Below are 19,648 nucleotides of genomic sequence, written 5' to 3'. Positions count from 1 at the left end.
ATATTGAATGGTAACGGGTATAAAACCTTATCAACCAAGAATAAAAACAAACTCACTAGATATACCTTGCTAATAAGATCGGTTAAAATAAATAACTTTTTAAATTTTATAAATAGTGAATAGTTAAAAGCTCATGTCTGATACTGATTTAATATACTCGCAAGCACATTCTCAAGTTAAAAACTTTACCTTTGATGCACAAGTTGTTGAAGTTTTCCCTGACATGATTTCGCGGTCTGTACCTGGTTACAATACCATTATTGAAACCATTGGCAGACTTAGCAAACAATTCGCTCAAGACAACAGTAATATTTATGATTTAGGCTGTTCACTTGGCGCGGCAACCCTCGCTATGCGAAAAGGCATAACAGCAACAGGTTGTAAAATTATTGGCGTAGATAATTCTATTGATATGGTAAAACGCTGTAAAATGCACGTTGAAGCTTTTAAAGGCAAAACCCCTGTTGAAATTATTGAAGGTAATATTCAAGATATAGCTATTGAAAACGCGTCGATGGTTGTCCTTAACTTTACTTTACAGTTTATTGACAAATCAGAGCGCCAAGCGTTATTAACCAAAATAGCAAAAGGCTTAAAACCCGGCGGCTTATTGGTATTATCAGAGAAAATATCGAGCAATGATCAACGTATTGATGAAGTACTTATTGATCTACACCACAACTTTAAACGTGACAATGGTTATAGTGAATTAGAAGTTGCGCAAAAACGCACCGCACTTGAAAAAGTAATGCTAACCGACTCTGTTGAAGTACATAAAGAGCGCTTAGCCATCGCAGGGTTTAATCATAGTTCGCAGTGGTTTCAATGTTTTAACTTCACTTCATTTGTTGCCATAAAATAATTTCCTACAAACGAGTCACGATTAGACTAGTCATGCTTAAACTAGTTACGATTAAAAAAGCAGCCTAAAAGTCACATTTAAAAAAACCTTAAAAGAAACTCTTTATGAATCAGTTCAACTTGTTTTATCAAAAAATTGCCACTAACCGCTTAAGCCATTGGTTAAATACTTTACCAGCACAATTAACCGATTGGCATGACAATAATTTACATGGTGAATACAAGCATTGGCAAAAAACACTCGATGCTTTACCAAGTGTAGCTGGTGAGGCAAAAACTAATTTAACTGACAAAGTTGAAGTGGGTGAGCTTGGCGATTTAAATCAAGGTGAATTTAAACGTCTTGAAAATTTAATGAAGAAGTTTAAACCTTGGCGAAAAGGTCCGTACCATATTCACGGTTTACACATTGATACCGAATGGCGCAGTGATTTTAAGTGGGACAGATTAGCTGAACACATTAGCGATTTATCAGGTCGATATGTACTAGATATAGGTTGTGGCAGCGGTTATCACTTATGGCGTATGCGTGGCTGTGATGCAAAATTTGTGGTGGGCATTGACCCTACTCAATTATTTTTAATGCAGTTTAATGCCATAAAACACTTTATTAATGATGATCAAGTACATTTATTACCTTTAGGTGTAGAGCAATTACCTGAGTTAAAAGCTTTTGATACCGTATTTGCTATGGGCGTTTTGTATCATCGCCGTTCGCCGATTGACTTTCTTTATCAATTAAAAGCACAACTGGTTAAAGGTGGTGAATTAGTCTTAGAAACTTTAATTGTTGATGGCGATGAAAACACTGTGCTTGTTCCTGGTGAGCGTTATGCAAAAATGCGTAATGTCTGGTTTTTACCTAGTGAAAAAGCAATGTGTGCTTGGTTAGAACGTTGTGGTTTTACCAATGTGCGCGTGGTTAATACTGATATTACCGCTTTAGATGAGCAACGAAAAACACAGTGGATTGATACTGAGTCTCTACAAGATTTTCTTGACCCAGAAGATAACACTAAAACCATTGAAGGCTACCCTGCCCCTAAACGCGCCATATTTATTGCCAACGCCTAACTATCTGGTGTACCTTATTAAAATCACTATTAATTTACATTATTAAAATCACTATTAATAATGTAAATTAATAGTTTAAGTTAAGGGACAAATAAACATGAGTGACGTTTGGTTATCAAGAAGATTAAAAAAAGTACCTAATAGATTGCAAGATCATCGCGACCCTTTTCAACGTGATCGTGCAAGAATATTACACTCAGCTTCATTTCGTCGCCTACAATCAAAAACTCAAGTAATGGGTAGCGGTCAAAGTGACTTCTACCGCACTCGTTTAACCCATTCGTTAGAAGCCGCACAAATCGGCTCAGGCATTACCGCACAATTACGTTGTAAATCCCCCGAGTTATGCGCAGAACTTTTCCCAAGTACTGATAGCTTAATAGAAACTATTTGCTTAGCACATGATATAGGCCATCCGCCTTTTGGTCACGGCGGCGAAATAGCGCTCAATTATATGATGCGTGATCACGGCGGCTTTGAAGGCAATGGGCAAACACTGCGTATTGTCGGGCGTTTAGAAACCTTCAGTGAACACTTTGGTATGAATTTAAGTCGCCGTACTTTACTGGGTTTAATGAAATACCCGCAATTCATAGAGACGTTAAGCAAAAATAGTCAACCTACATCAAATTGTAATTTCAGACAGCTTAAAGCCAGTGATTGGCATCCGGCAAAAGGGTTATATAAAGATGATCAAGACATTATTGATTGGATATTAAAACCATTATCTAGTGATGACCGTAGTTTGTTTCAAAGTTTTAATACACAAGAAACGGCTAAACATAGTGATAAAAACATAAAGAAAGCACATCATAAAACACGCTTTAAATCGCTTGATTGTTCCATTATGGAATTGGCTGATGATATCGCTTACGGCATTCATGATCTTGAAGATGCAATAGTCACTAAAGTCGTTAACCGAACTGACTTTGAAAGAGAAGTTATTCAAAAACTGCTTGAGATTGATGACGTTTGGCTACAAGAATACAGCGCGAGCTTAACAGATAAACTGTTTAGTGATCATCATCACTTACAAAAAGATGCTATTGGCGGTTTAGTAAACTACCTTATTACCTCAATTGAATTAACTGACTTAAACGAACAAGACGATGTTAATTTTACTGAGCAATTATTACGTTATAACGCTCGCTTATCTTACGTAACCGAGCAAGCTCTAAAGGTATTTAAAGACTTTGTTTACTTTTATGTAATTAAACTTACAAGCTTGCAGCGTTTAGAGTATCGAGGACAACAAATTGTGATGGAGCTGTTTGAAGCATTATCATCAGATCCACTTCGTTTATTACCTAGCAACAGTGCCAATCGATGGCAATATGCAGTGGATAAGCAATTAAACCCTCATCGCGTAATTGCTGACTACATTGCAGGTATGACCGATGATTATGCAACTAGACTTTATCAAACCTTATTTAATGCTCACGGCGCGTCAGATTATCAATTAACTTAGCGCCTAAAAGATAAATAATAAGTAGCTATCGGCGTTTTTCAAGACAGTTATCGCCTTACTAATTACCCACACTTTATATAATAATTTAATCATGAGATTTTGCAGAAATGCTAGAAATATACGCTGGTGAAAAGGCTTTAAAAACAATACAAGAAGAAGGTTTTAAACAAGAATTATTTACCAATTTTCTCGGTGCCAGTGGCGGCCCAAAATGGTTTATGTTATTTGGTTTAGATAAATACCTCTTTGGTGATTTTTTCAAAGGCAGAGATACGGAATTAAACTTAGTAGGCTCAAGCTCTGGTGCATTTCGCGCGGCATGTTTAACACAAAAAAATCCCGTGAAAGCGATTGAGATTTTAGCGCATCAATACGCCAATACTGTTTATTCAAAAAAGGCTAAACCACAAGAAGTAACCAATAAAACTATTACTCTCGTAGATCAGTTATTTGCAGAAAATGGTGTGGATGAAGTCATTAATAACAAAATATTCAAAGCCCACTTTCTCGTTGCTAAATGCAATGGATTTACCACATCTGATAATAAACTTTTTCAAATAGCAGGCTTGCTTAACAGTATGTTATTAAATAAATGCAATAGAGGCTTATTAAATAAGCAATACCAACGTTATGTATTTAAAAATAAATACAGTAACTTAGCGATTAACGACCCTTATAATATTAACACCGTATATCAAAACTTAACCGCAGCTAACATAAAAAGTACAGTACTTGCTTCAGGCTCAATCCCGCTTGTCATGTCTGGCGTTAAAGATATAGCTGGCGCTGAAAAAGGTATTTACCGAGATGGCGGGGTTATTGATTACCATTTTGACTTTTCCCTAGAGCAGAAAAATAAAGAAGCGCTTGCTAAAAAGCTGCACAGAGAAGAACATTTTTCTGATTTACATCGCCCTGATAGTAAAAGATCATCAAACAATCCTAACCTAGCAAAACATAACTTAACCTTGTACCCACACTTTACTTCACAACCCAAAGCAGGTTGGTTTGATAAAAGCTCAAGCCGTAAAGTACTCTTAAGTAACTACGATAATACAGTGCTGTTAGCGCCGTCACAAAAATTTATTCAGTCACTGCCCTATCATAAAATTCCTGATAGAACTGACTTTATCGACATGGAGCCTAGCGTCCGTATTAAATATTGGGAAAAGGTATTAGTGGAGACAACTCAACTAGCAGAGTGTTTTCATGAGTTTATTGAGAAGCAAAACGTGGATGAAATAAAAATATTCAACCCACTCCCATAGGCGGGAGTTTATTCGCACTAATATACAGCTAATATGCACTAGCACCTATACATTAGCACGAAAAGTATGGGAATAAGCTAAAACAAAAAATCCTGATAGTTGAGAATTACTTCTACAATTATCAGGATCTATCTAAGTAGTTTAACTAGCTAATTTTAATAACTAATCACTTATTTAGACGCTTTAGCTGGAACTGGCTTAGGCACTTTCACCATATCTTCTAAGAAAGCTTTAAAGTCAGCGGCTAATTCAGGGTGACGTAAACCGTATTCAACATTCGCTTTCATATAACCAAGTTTCGAGCCACAATCATGTGATCTGCCTGTCATATGGAATGCTTCTACCGTCTCTTTCTCCATTAACATAGCAATAGCATCTGTTAACTGAATTTCATCACCAGCACCAGGAGGTGTCAATCTTAATAAATCCCAAATTTTCTCTGATAATACATAACGACCAACAACAGCAAGGTTAGAAGGCGCATCTTCCTTAGCTGGCTTTTCAACAACTGCTGTCATAGGTTTTGACTCACCTGGTAGTATTTTTACACCACCGCAGTCAACAACACCGTAGCTACTCACTTGCTCCATAGGCACTGGCTCAACCATAATTTGGCTGTAGCCACCTACTTCATTATAACGAGCGATCATAGCTGATAAGTTTTCAGTTTTTAAGTTTGCTGAAACATCATCTAAAATAACATCAGGTAATACCACAACAAAAGGTTCATTACCAATAATTGGCTGTGCTTTTAACACTGCATGGCCTAAGCCTTTCGCTTCACCTTGACGAACATGTAGAATGGTCACGTCTTTAGGGCTAATCGCTTGTATTTCTGCAAGTAATTGACGTTTAACACGTTTTTCTAGTGTTGTTTCAAGCTCGAAAGATTTATCAAAATGGTTTTCAATAGCATTTTTTGAAGAATGGGTAACAAGAACAATTTCTTTAATACCCGCTGCAACACACTCATTAACAATGTATTGAATCATTGGTTTATCAACGATAGGAAGCATTTCTTTAGGAATTGCTTTTGTCGCAGGCAACATACGTGTACCAAGACCCGCTACAGGGATTACTGCTTTGGTTATTCTGTTGTTCATATTCGTCCTTAATAATTACTGAGTTTTTATTCTAATGAGTATTGCTATAAATGTCATTGCTTGAATGTAAGTAATAAGTGAAATTTATTGCTTTATAAAACCGATATAAATTATATAGGGTTTATAGGTACTATTACCATTAGCAATTAATGTTTCACAAATTATTCATATTGAGAAGCGATCCATGTTTGATAACTTCCATCCATAACACTTTTCCACCATACTTCATTATTTAAATACCATTGAACAGTTTTACCTATTCCCGTGTCAAAACTTTCTTTAGGCACATAACCTAGCTCATGGTTAGTCTTTGATGCATCAATAGCATATCGACGATCATGACCTGGTCTGTCTTTAACATAAGTAATTAACAATTCGGTATTTTTTGAAATTGCAGCTTTTGCTGTAGGAAACCGCTTCGCTAATTCACTATCTTTTTCAAACTCTTGCTCGACCAATTTTGAAATTGTTTTTACAATATCGATATTCGCCCATTCATTATTGCCGCCAATATTATAATTTTCACCAATACGACCGTTTTGTAATACCAAATCAATACCATAAGCATGATCTTCTACGTATAACCAATCACGAATTTGTTGACCATCACCATAAATAGGCAATGCTTTATCGTGCAAAATATTAGTAATAACAAGTGGGATTAATTTTTCTGGAAAATGAAATGGTCCATAATTATTTGAACAATTACTCGTAGTAACATTCAAACCATAAGTATGATGATAAGCGCGAACCAAGTGATCACTAGCGGCTTTACTTGCTGAATATGGCGAGTTCGGCGCGTAAGCGGTATCTTCTTTAAAAGGAGGCTCGGTAGGTGATAATGTGCCATAAACTTCATCTGTAGATACATGGTGAAAACGGTGCCCTTCAACTACTTTTCCGCCATTAAAGGCACCATCTAGCCAAACTTTTTTGGCTGCTTTTAGTAAACTATAAGTACCGATGATATTCGTTTCTATAAAAGCATCAGGTCCTGTAATAGAACGATCTACATGAGATTCTGCAGCAAAATGAATTAGTGTATCAATATCATGTTCTTGTAATATTTTTTCAATTAACGGTTGGTCACAAATATCACCTCGGATAAAAGTGAAGTTAGCTTCATCTTTTACACAGTCTAAATTTGCGATATTACCTGCATATGTCAGCGCATCAAGTACTACAACTTTATCGGCTTGGTATTTATTCATCCAATAATGTACAAAGTTAGCGCCAATAAATCCTGCACCACCGGTAACTAATAATTTTTTCATAGGTTAACTCTATTCATAAATTCGATTAATTCTATAAGATATTAATGCTGCTCAGCTTTTTGTTTTATTAAAAGCGCAGTCATCATATCGCGTAATTGTGTTTGCCAATGCTTTAAAGTCAACGTAGGTAAAGCATCTGATAGTGATTTTTTATCTAAAACACTATAATGGGGTCGTTCAGCTGGCGTTGGATACTCAGATGTTGATATTGGTTTTATAGGGATTATTTTATCTAATAAGCCAAGTTCAAAACCAATACTTTGAATTGCAATAGCAAAGTCATACCAACTAGCAACACCTGTATCGGTATAATGATGAATACCTGTTATGTTATTCTTTAATATTAACAGGCAAGCTTCTGCTAAACCTTTTGCATAAGTAGGTGTACCTATTTGATCACTAATAATACCGAGTTCTGGTTTAGTACTCATCAAATTAAGCATGGTTTTTACAAAATTATTACCATGCGTTGAATACACCCAAGAGGTTCTAATTATGCTACTTTTTTCAGGGTAAATATCTTTGATTAATTGCTCACCTTCAGCCTTACTTTTACCATAAATACCTAAGGGATTTATTTCATCATTAGGTAAATAAGGAGAGCCTTTATCGCCATGAAATACAAAATCTGTAGAAATATGTACTAATGGTAATGAAAGGGCTTTACAAGCTTTTGCTAATTGTCCTACAGCCGATGCATTAAGCGCAAAAGCATTATCAACATCTGATTCTGCTTTATCGACGGCAGTATATGCTGAGGCATTAATAACGCCGTTTGCTTGATATTGTTTTAATATGTTCTGTATTGAAGTTAAGTCATTCAGGTCAATATCATTACGCCCTAAGCAAAAAACCTCATGGTAGGATGATGAAAGTTGGTTTAACTCCCAAGCCAGTTGACCTGACTTACCGATTACTACTATTTTCATATCTTTTCATCTTAATTTTCAATGGACGTATTAAAAGGTGCGTAATAAAAGATACACATTAAAAAGTAGGCGCATCTTCAAACAATAACCCTATTTGATCTTTTGCAGATAAGGATGGACTTTTATCTTCAATTAAAGGCCATTGAATATTTAATGTTGGATCATTCCATAACAGTGATACTTCATGTTCAGGATTATAATAATCGGTACATTTATATACAAACTCCACAGACTCACTCATCACATAAAAACCATGAGCAAAACCTTCTGGCACCCATAATTGACGTTTATTTTCGCCTGATAAAAGCACGCCAACATGTTGCCCATAAGTAGGAGAATTTTTTCGCATATCAACAGCAACATCATAAACTTCACCTGAGGTAACACGAACTAATTTACCTTGAGTATTTTTCAACTGATAATGCAAACCACGCAAAATCCCGTGGCTTGATTTACTATGGTTATCTTGAATAAAAGTCACATCAGCTATATTTTTTATAAACCAATCATCCCGAAAAGTTTCTAAGAAAAAACCACGCTCATCGCCAAATACTTGGGGCTCTATAATTTTTACATCAGGGATTGATGTTTCAATAACTTTCATTAAAAAATTCGCTCATCAAGAAGATTAAGTAAGTATTCACCGTAACCGCTTTTACGTAGTGGTTCAGCAATTTCTCTGAGTTTATCAGCACTTAACCAACCATTTCTGAATGCGACTTCTTCAGGGCAGTTTACTTTTAAACCTTGTCGCTTTTCAATAGTCGAAATAAAGTTAGCGGCCGCTAATAAGTCATCATGAGTTCCAGTATCAAGCCATGCAGTGCCTCGTCCCATAATTTCTACTTTGAGGTTCCCAGCTTTTAAGTATTGCTCAATAACATCTGTTATCTCTAACTCACCGCGTGCTGAAGGTTTAACTGCTTTAGCAAACTCAACAACATTTCCATCAAAGAAATACAAACCTGGAACTGCATAATTCGATTTAGGTACCTGAGGTTTTTCTTCAATAGAAATAGCAACACCCGCATCATCAAATTCTACAACACCATAAGAACGAGGGTTTGACACATGATAACCGAATACAGTTCCGCCAGATGTTTGTGCATTTGCGTTTTGTAATGATTTGGTTAAATCATGTCCATAAAACATATTATCGCCAAGCACTAAAGCTGCAGCTGAACCATCAAGAAACTCTTCGGCTAAGATAAATGCTTGAGCTAAACCGTCTGGGCTTGGTTGTACTTTATATGAAATAGAGATACCAAAATTACTACCATCTCCTAATAAATCATCAAAACGATGAACTTCTTCAGGTGTCGCAATAATCAATATTTCTTGAATTCCAGCCTGCATTAATGTTGCAAGCGGATAATAAACCATAGGTTTATCATAAACAGGCATAAGTTGTTTACTAACAACTTTTGTTAGGGGGTAAAGGCGAGTACCGCTTCCGCCAGCTAAAATAATTCCTTTATGCATACATTTTTAAACCTATAACAAACCAATAAAATAAAAGATAAACTAAGCCAAGCCTATTATAGACTTAGGCTTTGTGACTCCAACCTTAGTTAATAAAAAACGTCCTACGCTACATAAATGCCAATAAAAGTGCTTAGAGAATAAGGCTCTGTTAGCATGCTTAGCAAGGTGAAGCATTTTTATATCCGGATAAAAGGTAAGTGGGATTCCAATTTTATTACTTCGAAAACAGATATCTATATCTTCACAGTACATAAAATAACCTTGATCAAAGCCGCCTAATAAACGATAGTGAGATGCTTTAAAAGCTAAAAAAGACCCTGAAGCCCAATCAACTTCTATTGGTTTTAAAACTTTAGATTTATCAATAATGGTGCTATTCCCTAAACCTAAAAAAGATTTAAAAAACTGTAAAAAAGTTGGAAAATGCCTTATAGAATTATCAGGGATTGTAAGTTCTTTGTTTTTAAAAAGATTTGCTCCGGCTAATTGACAATTATTTTCGAACATTTTATTAACAAGCTCAGCTAAAGCTTCGCTCTCAACATACACATCAGGATTAAATACTATAAAATAGTCATTAGAATTCATCCCTAACTTATCTTCACAATAATTATAAATGATATTGTTATTATGCCCAAACCCTAAACCATAAGATGTATCTATAACATTGATGTTATGTAACTTTAAATAAGATAATAAATACGTTTCTTCACTATTAACTTTAACAACAACTTTAAACCTTTCTGCTAATTTAGCCAAACAACCCAGTTGCTCAATTAACTCCCCGTGTAAATGAGAAACAACAGAAATAAAAATAGTCACTACTTACCCCTTAATCTTGTAAAACTAAAAAACTTGAAAAAATAGACTACCTGTTTCTTGTATAAAGTGAATGGTTTCTCAATAAAAATCCAAGATGCATATGCCAGTATTACCGTCAAAAGAAATGACAATAATATATATAATATAAACCCTATATCACTAGAGATAGATATTAATGACTGCTGTACAGGAAAAGCATAAATATACAAACCATAAGATATATCATTATTTTTAAAGTAATCCTTCCCCAATTTAACGTTAATAACGTAACCAAATAAATAAATACCAAATAAGATAACAGGTAAAAAAACAACTGGGAAAAATGTTTTTAGAACCAAAGCATTAAGACTAATAACAGAAAGAATAAAAAAACAAAAAATATACTTCGCATTACTTATACCGCTCCATATAAATAACAGACTACCTAGCGAAAATAAGAATGTTAAATAATAGCCTTTACTATACTCCATACGTTGTAATTCTGACATCAAATATAAATAGTTTGCAATGATAAAAAAGCAAGAAAACATTAACCTATAAGAATTTAATTTATTGATACGAACGTTATAGTTTTTAAACATTTCATAGGTTATAAAAAAAACAAATAATAATGCATATAGCCTAACTTCATATTGTAACGTCCACAAAGAACCATTTACTGACTTTTGAAAAGGCACACTTTCAAACACACCTGGTAAAGTGAAGTTTATACCAAAAATGAGTAGTGTATTTCTAACTAAGTAGCTCCATGTATCAAAATTATAAAAATATGCATCAATGGGTAATATTGTAAAAATAGGACCTAAAATAAACACAGTTAATATTAATACGACTATTAATGCAGGAATAATTCTTAGAACTCTTGCAAAAAAATAACTAATCAAATCTTTACTAAAAAAAACACTCTTAGCAATTAAAAAACCACTCAATATAAAAAAAACATCTACGGCTAGAGAGCCTAATGTAAAACCATATTCATGAAACGGTTCAAATTTTGAACCTCCATAATATAGAGCAAAACAATGTGTAAACAAAACCAGTGAGGATAATATAAACCTAATAAAGTTTAGATTATTCTCATGCGAAACAACCCAGTTTGGGAACATTCTACTTCCTTATAATGATGTTAAAATAGTTTTGTATCCAGTCGTCTCTTAATTTTTTTATATTTTCAACCTTAGTAGAACTGCTTTCAAGAGTACTATCCAAACAATTATATTGTTCTAATATTTGATATACAATATTGCTAACATTAACTTCTTTCTCAAGTAAAGAAATTGAGGTTTGACTTACTGATGCTAATAGATTCGCTGATGGTATGGGGGTTGATATTACAGCTACACCATTTAGGTAAGCCTCAATATTAGGCAACCCTAATCCCTCCCAAACAGATAAACAAATAAAACACTTACTTCGACTTAGCAAACTTAAGAAATCAGACCTCGCCATAGATGAATAAATATTCTGTTCATATTCTTTCCTATCTAGCTTCTGTTTTGAACAGTTAACCAATACAACTTTATAACCTTTATTATACAATTCCTGAAAAACACTTAATGTAATACCACTTCCTTTATAGTCGCCATCTCGTAAAACCATAAAGAAGTCAATATCTGAAAATTTAGTATTTACCCTTGGGTGTAATAATTCATTGGTAAAAATAGCCCCTTTACAAGTAGCTTCACCTGCTAAACCTACTTGTAACTGTAAATATCTATTTGTATATATTTTAACATTTGACTTTAAATAATTACGCCAAAAAAAAGCTCCTATTCTTTTTATTTTGTTAGGGTAAAAATCAACTTCTAAATCCTGAACAAATGCATAATATGTTGGCCTTACAAATGAAAACATAGCAGTTAAATGGTGTGTCGCTATAACTTTTTGCATACTAAAGAGGCTTACAAAAGAGCAACCGATAAAGGCTAATAGATTTAAAAAAGTATTCAGCACTCCTTTATTTCTCTTTTTTAAATCTGCTTGCTCAAATAAATGAAACTGGAAACCATCAAATAGAATAACTTTATATCCCTTAGTTATAAATTCATTACAAAGCTCCATTGTAATAATGTTACCACCACTCAGGCTTAAACGAGGGACGTGTACAATTAAACATTGCAAAACAGTCGTTCCTTAAAGATTTTAAAATAGTTTAAATTACAATACCTTGAAGACATATACAGGCTATGTATGAGGCTATATACAAAAACAGTAACCCTTCTTTCATTATAAATAATTTTCCAAGAATCTAAAAGTAAACCATATCTATTTTGTAATTCAATACTATCATTATTCAACGTAGATAATGTTAAATCATGTGAAAATGAATAATTCAAAATACAAGCATATACGTTTGAATTTTGTTTTTTGTTTCTCTGAAAATTAACCATAAAAAAGTCATCGGTTCCATATGCTTTTAATTTTTCATTATATCTAAATAAGTATCTTCTTAAATAGTCTGTAGAAATTATCATTCCACTATTTATTGCCGATAGGTTATTATTTTTATATTTGCCTTTCTGAACGTCTTTAAAGTAAAATCCTTTTAAAAAAAACCTTTTCGTTGGACTAACAAGTATAGAATGATGAAAAATATTAGGTAAATACAAACTTGCTTTGGGATTAGATTTCAACATAACCGACCAAGCATGAAAAAATCCGTCGGATATATCCGAATCATCATCCAAAATACATAGATGTGAACTTTTGCTCTCATATTCATCAAAAAATACATTATAAACAGAAGACAAAGGTAAATTAACCTTTGAGTGTTTATAAACAATAGATATATTAGATCCATAAAGAGGAGACAATTTATCAAGTTCTATACTAGACAATGGAGCCTTACTATTATCCCAAATTAATATGTTATTCACATACTGTTTAAGTCCTTTATTGTTGAGTAAAGCCATTAATGTCTTACTTTCAAAAACACTTTTATTATACAAAACGATAAGGATTGACAACTTGTTTTTTTCTTCTAATTTCATTACAAATAACAACCATAAGCACTACCGGAAATAGTCTTTCCGAAAAATAAATGGGTCCCTTGAGCATAGAAAACGCAAGGAGGATAAAAAAAACACTATACGCAACATAAGCAAAGAAGTAATTTGATAATTGCTTTATATGCAAATATACAGTAACTGAATATAAATGAAGAATAAGGAAGCTGTACACTAAACCTAAAATACCAACTGACAAAAATGCTAGTATAAATCCTGAGTCAGTACTGTATTCATAATCAAGCGTTCTTGATATGCTAGGTTGAGCCCAAACACCATCACCAATATAAAGGTTTGAATGCCAAGGTATGAATAAATACTCATCTTGCAATTGATTTAATGAAGCACTTTCCGTATCTGGGAAAATTATCATAAATAATGGTTCTAACATAAACTTTGTATAAAATAAAAAATCATCTAATCCGAAATATACCAACGCAATGAATATCCCTCCCCCTATAAACATAAAAAGCAAAAATGAATAAGTTCTTCTGTTTTTGGAAATAGCTAATAACAGTACTAATGTCGCTAGGCTGAATATAAGACCTGTTCTCCCTGATATAGCTGATAGCATCAAACACGAAAAAATTCCAAAACTGCATAAAGCTTTATCCTTAAAAGATGAAGAATTAGATAAGCCAATTAGTAGAAGTAGAAAGAATGAGTAAGCTATAGAAGTATCATAAATAGAAATACCTGCAAGTCCAGTAGCGCGAAAATGTCCAATGTTAGCAAGTGCTAACCAGTTTTCTTCTAGATGAATTATAGACAATAAAAAGTGCCTAACTTCTGGAATAGTAATTTGCATAGTAGTCAAGCTTAACTGCAAGAACAACATCGTAATGATACTATAATAAAATTTTTTCAGACCTAAATTATTTATATAATGCAGTATGACAAAACTGCACCCTAAAGGAATTAAAATCGATTTAAGTATGTAGCGAAACATTACAAAAACAACAACTGACTCTGAGTTATTAACTAAACTTGAAACACAGACAAGGATAATTAACAACAAAGTCATTAACAAAGTTATTTTAACAAATAAACTAGAAAACAAACGATTTTTTATTTTAGGTTTTAGTCCGATTATTAAATAACCAAATATACTAATTAATAAAGGTGGGTAAATTGATACCCCACCAAAAGTATAAGTCCCGGAAAAAACAGAAAACCATAGAATGAAACTAAGTGTGACCACTTTTAATTAACCTATAAGTTGCTCGTATAGAAACTTATATTTATAAGCTACATTCTCAATATTATACTTTTCAGGAAGTAATTCATTCTCAGATAACACTAAGTCAGAGTGCTCGAATATACTAATTAATTCTTCATTAGTTTTATATATTTTTATTTCAGGTGCATTACAACTATCAGATATCTCCTTATGTGGAGGTATAGGGCTTAACACACAAGGTATATTTAATGACAAAGCTTCTAAAACACAATTTGGCATCCCTTCAAACTTAGATGTTGAAACAAAACAATCAATCATATTGTAAAATTTTAACGGTGGATTTTCCGGCTCTAATACTACCAATCTATCACCTAGTAATTTTTTAAACTTTAATATTTCTTCATCTATAACCGTGCTTTCTTGAAGATGAGACGACCCCATCAAAATAAGTTTATTTTCAGTAATGGACTGACTAAAAGCTTTCAATAAGACTTCAATACCTTTTTGAGCAGAAAAACGGCCTAAAAAGCCAAAGGTACGATAACTTTTAATTTTTTGTAGTTTATTACTCTGCACTACAAGGTCTCTTAATTCAAGTGATACACCATTGGGTATATGGGTATAGGCACTTATTTTATGTGCTTCTAATTCTTTTATACCTTCTTGTGTTAAAGCTATTATTGTTGCCCGCTTAACAGTATATTTGATTAATATCGACTTTAATCTTGGTTTAAGCCCTTTTAATGTAGGCTCAAGTAATTCTGTTAATTCCCCTGCTACAGTTAGCTTTAAAACAAGAGGACACCTTATAAATAGAGAAGCTAAAGAACAAACAAAAGATGTAATTGAAATGTTATGACAATGAATGACATCTACATTATTACGATCCTTAATTAAAGCAATAAACAACATACAATAAAACATTACACCTGATGAATACCTAGTAACCTTTATCCCATCGATTAATTCTGTCGACAATAACTTAGAATCATGCTTTTGTGTAATAATACTAGGTGTAACCCCTTGCTTTAATAACTCTAAACTTAAGATCCTAGCTTGTCTTTCCGCCCCCCCAATCATAGGATAATATCTATTTAAAACCATTTTAACTTGCATAATCTTCACAAACCTTTTTGATAATATTTGCATACTTTATTGATATAGCTTGAGTGGAAAAATTTTGTTCAATAACCTCTCGGGCTTCTAGACCCATTTCAGCCCTTAAAATAGGATCTAAAAATTTGCTGCAACACTTAGTCCATTCGCCATCTTTTGCTGAGAAACCAATATTCCCCATCGAAAGCACTGACTTGTTCATACCAACAGGACTTACAATGACAGGCTTAGCGGCGGCCATATATTGTAACATTTTAAAAGAACACTTCCCTTCTTCCCATTCATTATTTTCTAAAGGCATTATTCCAACATCAAACGAATTCAAGAATTCATTTTCGTCTTCAAGTTTCCATAACCTAAACTTCCAATGGACACCTTCTCTTAAATGAAAAAAATTAGGCTTATTACTTGAAACTATTAAGAGCACACAATTATTTTTAGAAAAAAAATCATATAATTCTGCTTCAATATTGTATAAATATTTAAAGTTAACATTTGTGCCAACCCAGCCAAATGTGAGTCCCTCCATAGTTCTATTGTTTTTTAATGGGTATATTTTTTCAATATCAACACCTGTTGGTAACACCTCAACATTATTATTATATTCTCTAGCCTTTGCACCTAAATAATCATTACCTGCAACAACTACAGCTGCATTTTTAACTATTGTTTCAAAGGCAATATTCCCCATCGGCTTCGATAGCCAAATAGCGTCATCAAAATCAAAAATATAAGGTTTACTAAATAGAAATTCAATTGAAGGTATGCCTGGTAATAACTCTCTATTCAGCCAAAGCACATCGTGCTTACTTATATTGAGTAAGGCTGGAATTCGAAACATTAACTTTATAGCAAACCATAACAAAGCAATAGGAAATATAATTTTATAACCTATTTTATGTTTTATAATAGGTATGGGGGCGTTTTTATCAACAACAGGATAATAGTCATTGACAATAACCCCGTTATTTCTGAGTAAACCTATATACTGACGTATTCTATAGTAAGAGCTAGGAGTATGACGACCAGAGGTAAAAGATAAAACCTTAAACATTTGATTTAACCTTATTTTCAAACAATTTCAAAGTAACAAACTGACCTAATACATAAGCCAAATAAAAACCAGAGATTGAAAACAATAAAAACAACACAATTTTCTGTGTGACATTTATAAAAAATGAAACCATCCCCACTTCAATAGCTTTTATAGGTAAACCTCTAGAATATAGCAACACAGAATAAATTTGATTTTTAGCCATGAATATATAAGCTAGAAGTAAAGCGGAAACCATAAATATATTATCTACTAAAATAGAGTAATAGCCGATAATATCATTATCAACAAACGTTATTTTAAAACTAAAAACAAGTACAAATACAATTATAATTATACCAATCAAAGAATACACCATGATTCGCCAAGTATTTAAAGCAGAGTAAAGTTTTAATTTATAATCCGCTTTATTTATACTTACTGAATAACTTAGTGGAATAGTAACTACTTTGGAATATATAGACATTACACCATTTGCAATTGAAGTTAGAAGATGGAACAAAGTCAACATACCATCAGGCATAAAGGAAACAACAAACTTATCTATAAAGCTCTCAGACTTAAACAGCATTGATGTTTTCAATACTTTTCTTGCTTCACCATCAAGGCTATTTACAAACGAAATATTTAATTTCTTCGAACTAAAATATTTCTTCTTTATAATAACCATCTGAAACAATATTAAACAAATGAATGCTTTCAATATAAGTATCAGTGAAAGCAGAACATCCCCTAAGCCGTTACTATTTGAAATTAAAATAACAACAGGAATAATTGCACCAATAAAATTAACAACTTCAACTGTAAGTATTCTTCCTCTTGAATACATTATCGCTGTAATGATGGAACTGTGAAATATGAAAATAGGTACCAATACATGCACACTTAAAACCATCAAATTTATATTAGACTTAAAAGATAAATACAAACAAAATGCAAGCATTAAAATTACTGCAAATAAAAGGTATGCCCATAACTTTTTATATATTTGAAATACATGTACATTCAATTCTTCATCTTTAATCTTAGAGAAATTTTCAATTAAATACACCCCGAGCGTTGATGAAAAAATTGAAATAACAAACATCCCTAAAGAGCTCATTAGAAAAATATTATCACTAAAAGAATCAGATTCGACCTCTTTGACGAATAAGAGTTGAACCATGAGAGTCGAAACTAGTGACAAACCATTTAAAGTTGCGATCAAAATAGTTTTATTCAAACTTTTTGACATAATACAAAGCCTTACAAATTATTGAGTTTGAAAAGACAAATAAGGCTATACTTATAAACACATGTAAAAAATGAAGTCATTGGGTCTGTACTTTAACCTCTAAAATAAACAGCTACCATTCAAAGTAATGCTCGAACTATTCCTTTATAACATCTATCCTAATTATCTTACTGTTGTAAAGATTAGTCTTTAGCCTAAAACTCTGTCAGACATAGTTAGCTCAACTAAAGAAACTTTTGAAATACCCATATCACCGTTCACCAAGTTCTTTGCTTCATGATTTATGTCGATGGTAAATTAATGACGTTGAAACTTACAACTCGACATAATCTTGGCTGATTGAACCGCGCAGTATTAAAATATCTAAATCCGTCCAAATTGTTCTAGCTAATTATCTAGCTCTAAAGCCTACTTCCCAGGTTAAAGCGGGATGTTATTTCTACTTAGCATATAAAGTATTGTGATATTTCATTTCCATACAACAAATCCAATTGCTAACTTAAAGTCACCTACACTATAGAAAATTTTAAATACACCTTCAGGTAAATTAATATTTTCTACTTGGCTAAGATAAATAAAGGATATAGAATTTTAACTTGCAACTAAAATATCATTCAAGATTACGAATAGCCCCTAACATAAGTATAAAAACTAGGTGCTTTCATTCTTTATGAGATGTTTTATTGTACTTACATAACATATAAACATAAAAATAAATGCTATTAACATAACAGTATCAGCAATATTAAAGTATTCACCTACAACACCAAAGATTGACATTAAAACAGAAGCAAACGAAATAACTAACAATGCTTTCTGTGAAGTTAATCCGACACGTTGTAATATGTGATGCAAGTGATCTCTATCGGGTTTAAAAGGGGATTTACCGTTTCTATAACGTCTGACCACTATAGCTAACATATCCATTAACGGAATAGCACAAATCCATAAAGCGGTTACAGGTCGAAAAGATGCTTGTTCACCTTGTGTTCCCATAATTAATAACCAGATAACACTTAAGCCAACAAACATACTACCAGCATCCCCCATGAATATCTTTTGGGTATTCTTATTAAATAACTTTTTAAATAAACCTAAGTTAAACATTAAATACGGTAGTGTTGCAGTCGCTAGTACCAAGGGGTAACTTATATAATTCGTTTGGCCGCTCATAATAAACAAAATGGCAATAGAGGTAAAAGTATTGATACTTAAACTACCTATTAAGCCATCAATACCATCGATCATGTTATAAGCATTAATTACAACGATAATACCTATATAAGTAAATATAATACCAAAAGGGCCTAAGGTGACATCACCTAAACCGAATAAATCACCTAGATTTGAAATATAACCGCCAACACCATAAATCATTAAACTGGCAATGATAATTTGCCCTACAATACGTATACGTACACGTAGATCAAATTTATCATCAAGTGCACCAATAAATACCATCATCGCTGATGCTATAAGGTACATTCTAAGTTCTAAGGTATCAGGTAACCATAAAAGGCTAGCAGCAAGTACGGCAAGAAAAATTGAAATGCCGCCAATAAGAGGGATATGTCCGGCGTGTTGTTTACGCTCTGATGGTTTATCAACTAAGCCTATTTCTATTGCTACAGGGTTGAAAAATTTAATTGCTATAAACGCAAATACAAATGCGGTCACGGCTGTAGCAATAATATACATAGTTAAGTTCCGGTAACGTAATGCGCTATTCTAAGCGACTCAATATAATTTATTAAGTGGTGTATGCTAAAAGAAAC

At 33.0% G+C, this 19,648-nt stretch carries 18 protein-coding genes; 4 read left to right on the top strand and 14 right to left on the bottom strand.

Going from position 1 to position 19,648, the window contains the following annotated elements; translation table 11 throughout:
- Positions 1-133: 133 nt before the first annotated feature.
- The 4 genes from cmoA to CWS31_RS14240 all read left to right on the top strand — a co-directional run bounded on the left by cmoA (position 134) and on the right by CWS31_RS14240 (position 4,671).
- The gene (cmoA, locus tag CWS31_RS14255) at positions 134-862 is read left to right on the top strand and encodes a carboxy-S-adenosyl-L-methionine synthase CmoA (protein ID WP_101343002.1); all 729 of its coding nucleotides are present in this window, start codon (positions 134-136) and stop codon (positions 860-862) included.
- A 104-nt stretch (positions 863-966) separates the two neighbouring features.
- Positions 967-1,935 carry a tRNA 5-methoxyuridine(34)/uridine 5-oxyacetic acid(34) synthase CmoB gene (cmoB, locus tag CWS31_RS14250; RefSeq protein ID WP_101343003.1) on the top strand — a complete coding sequence of 323 codons (969 nt, stop codon included), beginning with the start codon at positions 967-969 and terminating at the stop codon, positions 1,933-1,935.
- Between the two features lie 97 nt (positions 1,936-2,032).
- A complete protein-coding gene (locus CWS31_RS14245) occupies positions 2,033-3,403 on the top strand; it encodes an anti-phage deoxyguanosine triphosphatase (protein WP_101343004.1) in 1,371 nt (456 codons plus the stop codon).
- Between the two features lie 107 nt (positions 3,404-3,510).
- Positions 3,511-4,671, top strand: coding sequence for a patatin-like phospholipase domain-containing protein (locus tag CWS31_RS14240; protein WP_101343005.1), 1,161 nt, complete (start codon positions 3,511-3,513; stop codon positions 4,669-4,671).
- A gap of 170 nt (positions 4,672-4,841) precedes the next feature.
- Here the strand turns inward: CWS31_RS14240 and galU are convergent, their stop codons facing one another.
- The 14 genes from galU to wecA form a co-directional block, all read right to left on the bottom strand.
- Positions 4,842-5,774 carry a UTP--glucose-1-phosphate uridylyltransferase GalU gene (gene galU / locus CWS31_RS14235; RefSeq protein ID WP_101343006.1) on the bottom strand — a complete coding sequence of 311 codons (933 nt, stop codon included), beginning with the start codon at positions 5,772-5,774 and terminating at the stop codon, positions 4,842-4,844.
- Between the two features lie 161 nt (positions 5,775-5,935).
- Complete coding sequence (gene rfbB, locus CWS31_RS14230; protein ID WP_101343007.1) at positions 5,936-7,048, bottom strand: dTDP-glucose 4,6-dehydratase; 1,113 nt, start codon at positions 7,046-7,048, stop codon at positions 5,936-5,938.
- Between the two features lie 41 nt (positions 7,049-7,089).
- Positions 7,090-7,977, bottom strand: a complete 888-nt coding sequence (gene rfbD, locus CWS31_RS14225; RefSeq protein ID WP_101343008.1) for a dTDP-4-dehydrorhamnose reductase — start codon at positions 7,975-7,977, stop codon at positions 7,090-7,092.
- A 58-nt stretch (positions 7,978-8,035) separates the two neighbouring features.
- Positions 8,036-8,581 (bottom strand): dTDP-4-dehydrorhamnose 3,5-epimerase, encoded by a 546-nt coding sequence (rfbC, locus tag CWS31_RS14220; RefSeq protein WP_101343009.1) that lies wholly within the window; start codon positions 8,579-8,581, stop codon positions 8,036-8,038.
- The gene (rfbA, locus tag CWS31_RS14215; protein WP_101343010.1) at positions 8,581-9,459 is read right to left on the bottom strand and encodes a glucose-1-phosphate thymidylyltransferase RfbA; all 879 of its coding nucleotides are present in this window, start codon (positions 9,457-9,459) and stop codon (positions 8,581-8,583) included. Before rfbA ends, rfbC begins: the two co-directional genes overlap by 1 nt.
- Positions 9,460-9,501: 42 nt before the next feature.
- A complete protein-coding gene (locus CWS31_RS14210; RefSeq protein ID WP_101343011.1) occupies positions 9,502-10,284 on the bottom strand; it encodes a glycosyltransferase family protein in 783 nt (260 codons plus the stop codon).
- Entirely contained in the window at positions 10,284-11,390 is a 1,107-nt protein-coding gene (locus CWS31_RS14205) for an acyltransferase family protein (RefSeq protein WP_101343012.1), read from the bottom strand. The genes CWS31_RS14210 and CWS31_RS14205 overlap by 1 nt, the downstream gene beginning before the upstream one ends.
- Before the next feature lies 1 nt (position 11,391).
- Positions 11,392-12,405 (bottom strand): glycosyltransferase, encoded by a 1,014-nt coding sequence (locus CWS31_RS14200; protein ID WP_101343013.1) that lies wholly within the window; start codon positions 12,403-12,405, stop codon positions 11,392-11,394.
- The gene (locus CWS31_RS14195) at positions 12,393-13,274 is read right to left on the bottom strand and encodes a hypothetical protein (protein WP_101343014.1); all 882 of its coding nucleotides are present in this window, start codon (positions 13,272-13,274) and stop codon (positions 12,393-12,395) included. Before CWS31_RS14195 ends, CWS31_RS14200 begins: the two co-directional genes overlap by 13 nt.
- A complete protein-coding gene (locus CWS31_RS14190) occupies positions 13,225-14,490 on the bottom strand; it encodes a hypothetical protein (protein ID WP_101343015.1) in 1,266 nt (421 codons plus the stop codon). The genes CWS31_RS14195 and CWS31_RS14190 overlap by 50 nt, the downstream gene beginning before the upstream one ends.
- Before the next feature lie 6 nt (positions 14,491-14,496).
- The gene (locus CWS31_RS14185; protein ID WP_170252891.1) at positions 14,497-15,585 is read right to left on the bottom strand and encodes a glycosyltransferase family 4 protein; all 1,089 of its coding nucleotides are present in this window, start codon (positions 15,583-15,585) and stop codon (positions 14,497-14,499) included.
- A complete protein-coding gene (locus CWS31_RS14180) occupies positions 15,575-16,639 on the bottom strand; it encodes a glycosyltransferase family 4 protein (protein WP_101343017.1) in 1,065 nt (354 codons plus the stop codon). Before CWS31_RS14180 ends, CWS31_RS14185 begins: the two co-directional genes overlap by 11 nt.
- Positions 16,632-17,873 (bottom strand): hypothetical protein, encoded by a 1,242-nt coding sequence (locus CWS31_RS14175; RefSeq protein ID WP_101343018.1) that lies wholly within the window; start codon positions 17,871-17,873, stop codon positions 16,632-16,634. Before CWS31_RS14175 ends, CWS31_RS14180 begins: the two co-directional genes overlap by 8 nt.
- Before the next feature lie 651 nt (positions 17,874-18,524).
- Complete coding sequence (gene wecA / locus CWS31_RS14170) at positions 18,525-19,571, bottom strand: UDP-N-acetylglucosamine--undecaprenyl-phosphate N-acetylglucosaminephosphotransferase (protein ID WP_101343019.1); 1,047 nt, start codon at positions 19,569-19,571, stop codon at positions 18,525-18,527.
- Between the last annotated feature and the right edge of the window lie 77 nt (positions 19,572-19,648).

The organism is Colwellia echini (assembly GCF_002843355.2).
In the GTDB taxonomy this organism is placed as follows: Bacteria; Pseudomonadota; Gammaproteobacteria; order Enterobacterales; family Alteromonadaceae; genus Colwellia; species Colwellia echini.
This window is presented reverse-complemented; position numbering and strand designations above follow the sequence as displayed.

Bases quoted from the DNA above. Each gene is read 5' to 3' on its own strand.
- wecA (WP_101343019.1), bottom strand. From the start codon at position 19,571: ATGTATATTATTGCTACAGCCGTGACCGCATTTGTATTTGCGTTTATA.
- cmoA (WP_101343002.1), top strand. From the start codon at position 134: ATGTCTGATACTGATTTAATATACTCGCAAGCACATTCTCAAGTTAAA.
- CWS31_RS14205 (WP_101343012.1), bottom strand. From the start codon at position 11,390: ATGTTCCCAAACTGGGTTGTTTCGCATGAGAATAATCTAAACTTTATT.
- rfbC (WP_101343009.1), bottom strand. From the start codon at position 8,581: ATGAAAGTTATTGAAACATCAATCCCTGATGTAAAAATTATAGAGCCC.
- rfbA (WP_101343010.1), bottom strand. From the start codon at position 9,459: ATGCATAAAGGAATTATTTTAGCTGGCGGAAGCGGTACTCGCCTTTAC.
- cmoB (WP_101343003.1), top strand. From the start codon at position 967: ATGAATCAGTTCAACTTGTTTTATCAAAAAATTGCCACTAACCGCTTA.
- CWS31_RS14175 (WP_101343018.1), bottom strand. From the start codon at position 17,873: ATGTCAAAAAGTTTGAATAAAACTATTTTGATCGCAACTTTAAATGGT.
- CWS31_RS14245 (WP_101343004.1), top strand. From the start codon at position 2,033: ATGAGTGACGTTTGGTTATCAAGAAGATTAAAAAAAGTACCTAATAGA.
- CWS31_RS14240 (WP_101343005.1), top strand. From the start codon at position 3,511: ATGCTAGAAATATACGCTGGTGAAAAGGCTTTAAAAACAATACAAGAA.
- galU (WP_101343006.1), bottom strand. From the start codon at position 5,774: ATGAACAACAGAATAACCAAAGCAGTAATCCCTGTAGCGGGTCTTGGT.
- CWS31_RS14195 (WP_101343014.1), bottom strand. From the start codon at position 13,274: ATGAAATTAGAAGAAAAAAACAAGTTGTCAATCCTTATCGTTTTGTAT.
- rfbB (WP_101343007.1), bottom strand. From the start codon at position 7,048: ATGAAAAAATTATTAGTTACCGGTGGTGCAGGATTTATTGGCGCTAAC.
- CWS31_RS14185 (WP_170252891.1), bottom strand. From the start codon at position 15,585: ATGCAAGTTAAAATGGTTTTAAATAGATATTATCCTATGATTGGGGGG.
- rfbD (WP_101343008.1), bottom strand. From the start codon at position 7,977: ATGAAAATAGTAGTAATCGGTAAGTCAGGTCAACTGGCTTGGGAGTTA.
- CWS31_RS14180 (WP_101343017.1), bottom strand. From the start codon at position 16,639: ATGTTTAAGGTTTTATCTTTTACCTCTGGTCGTCATACTCCTAGCTCT.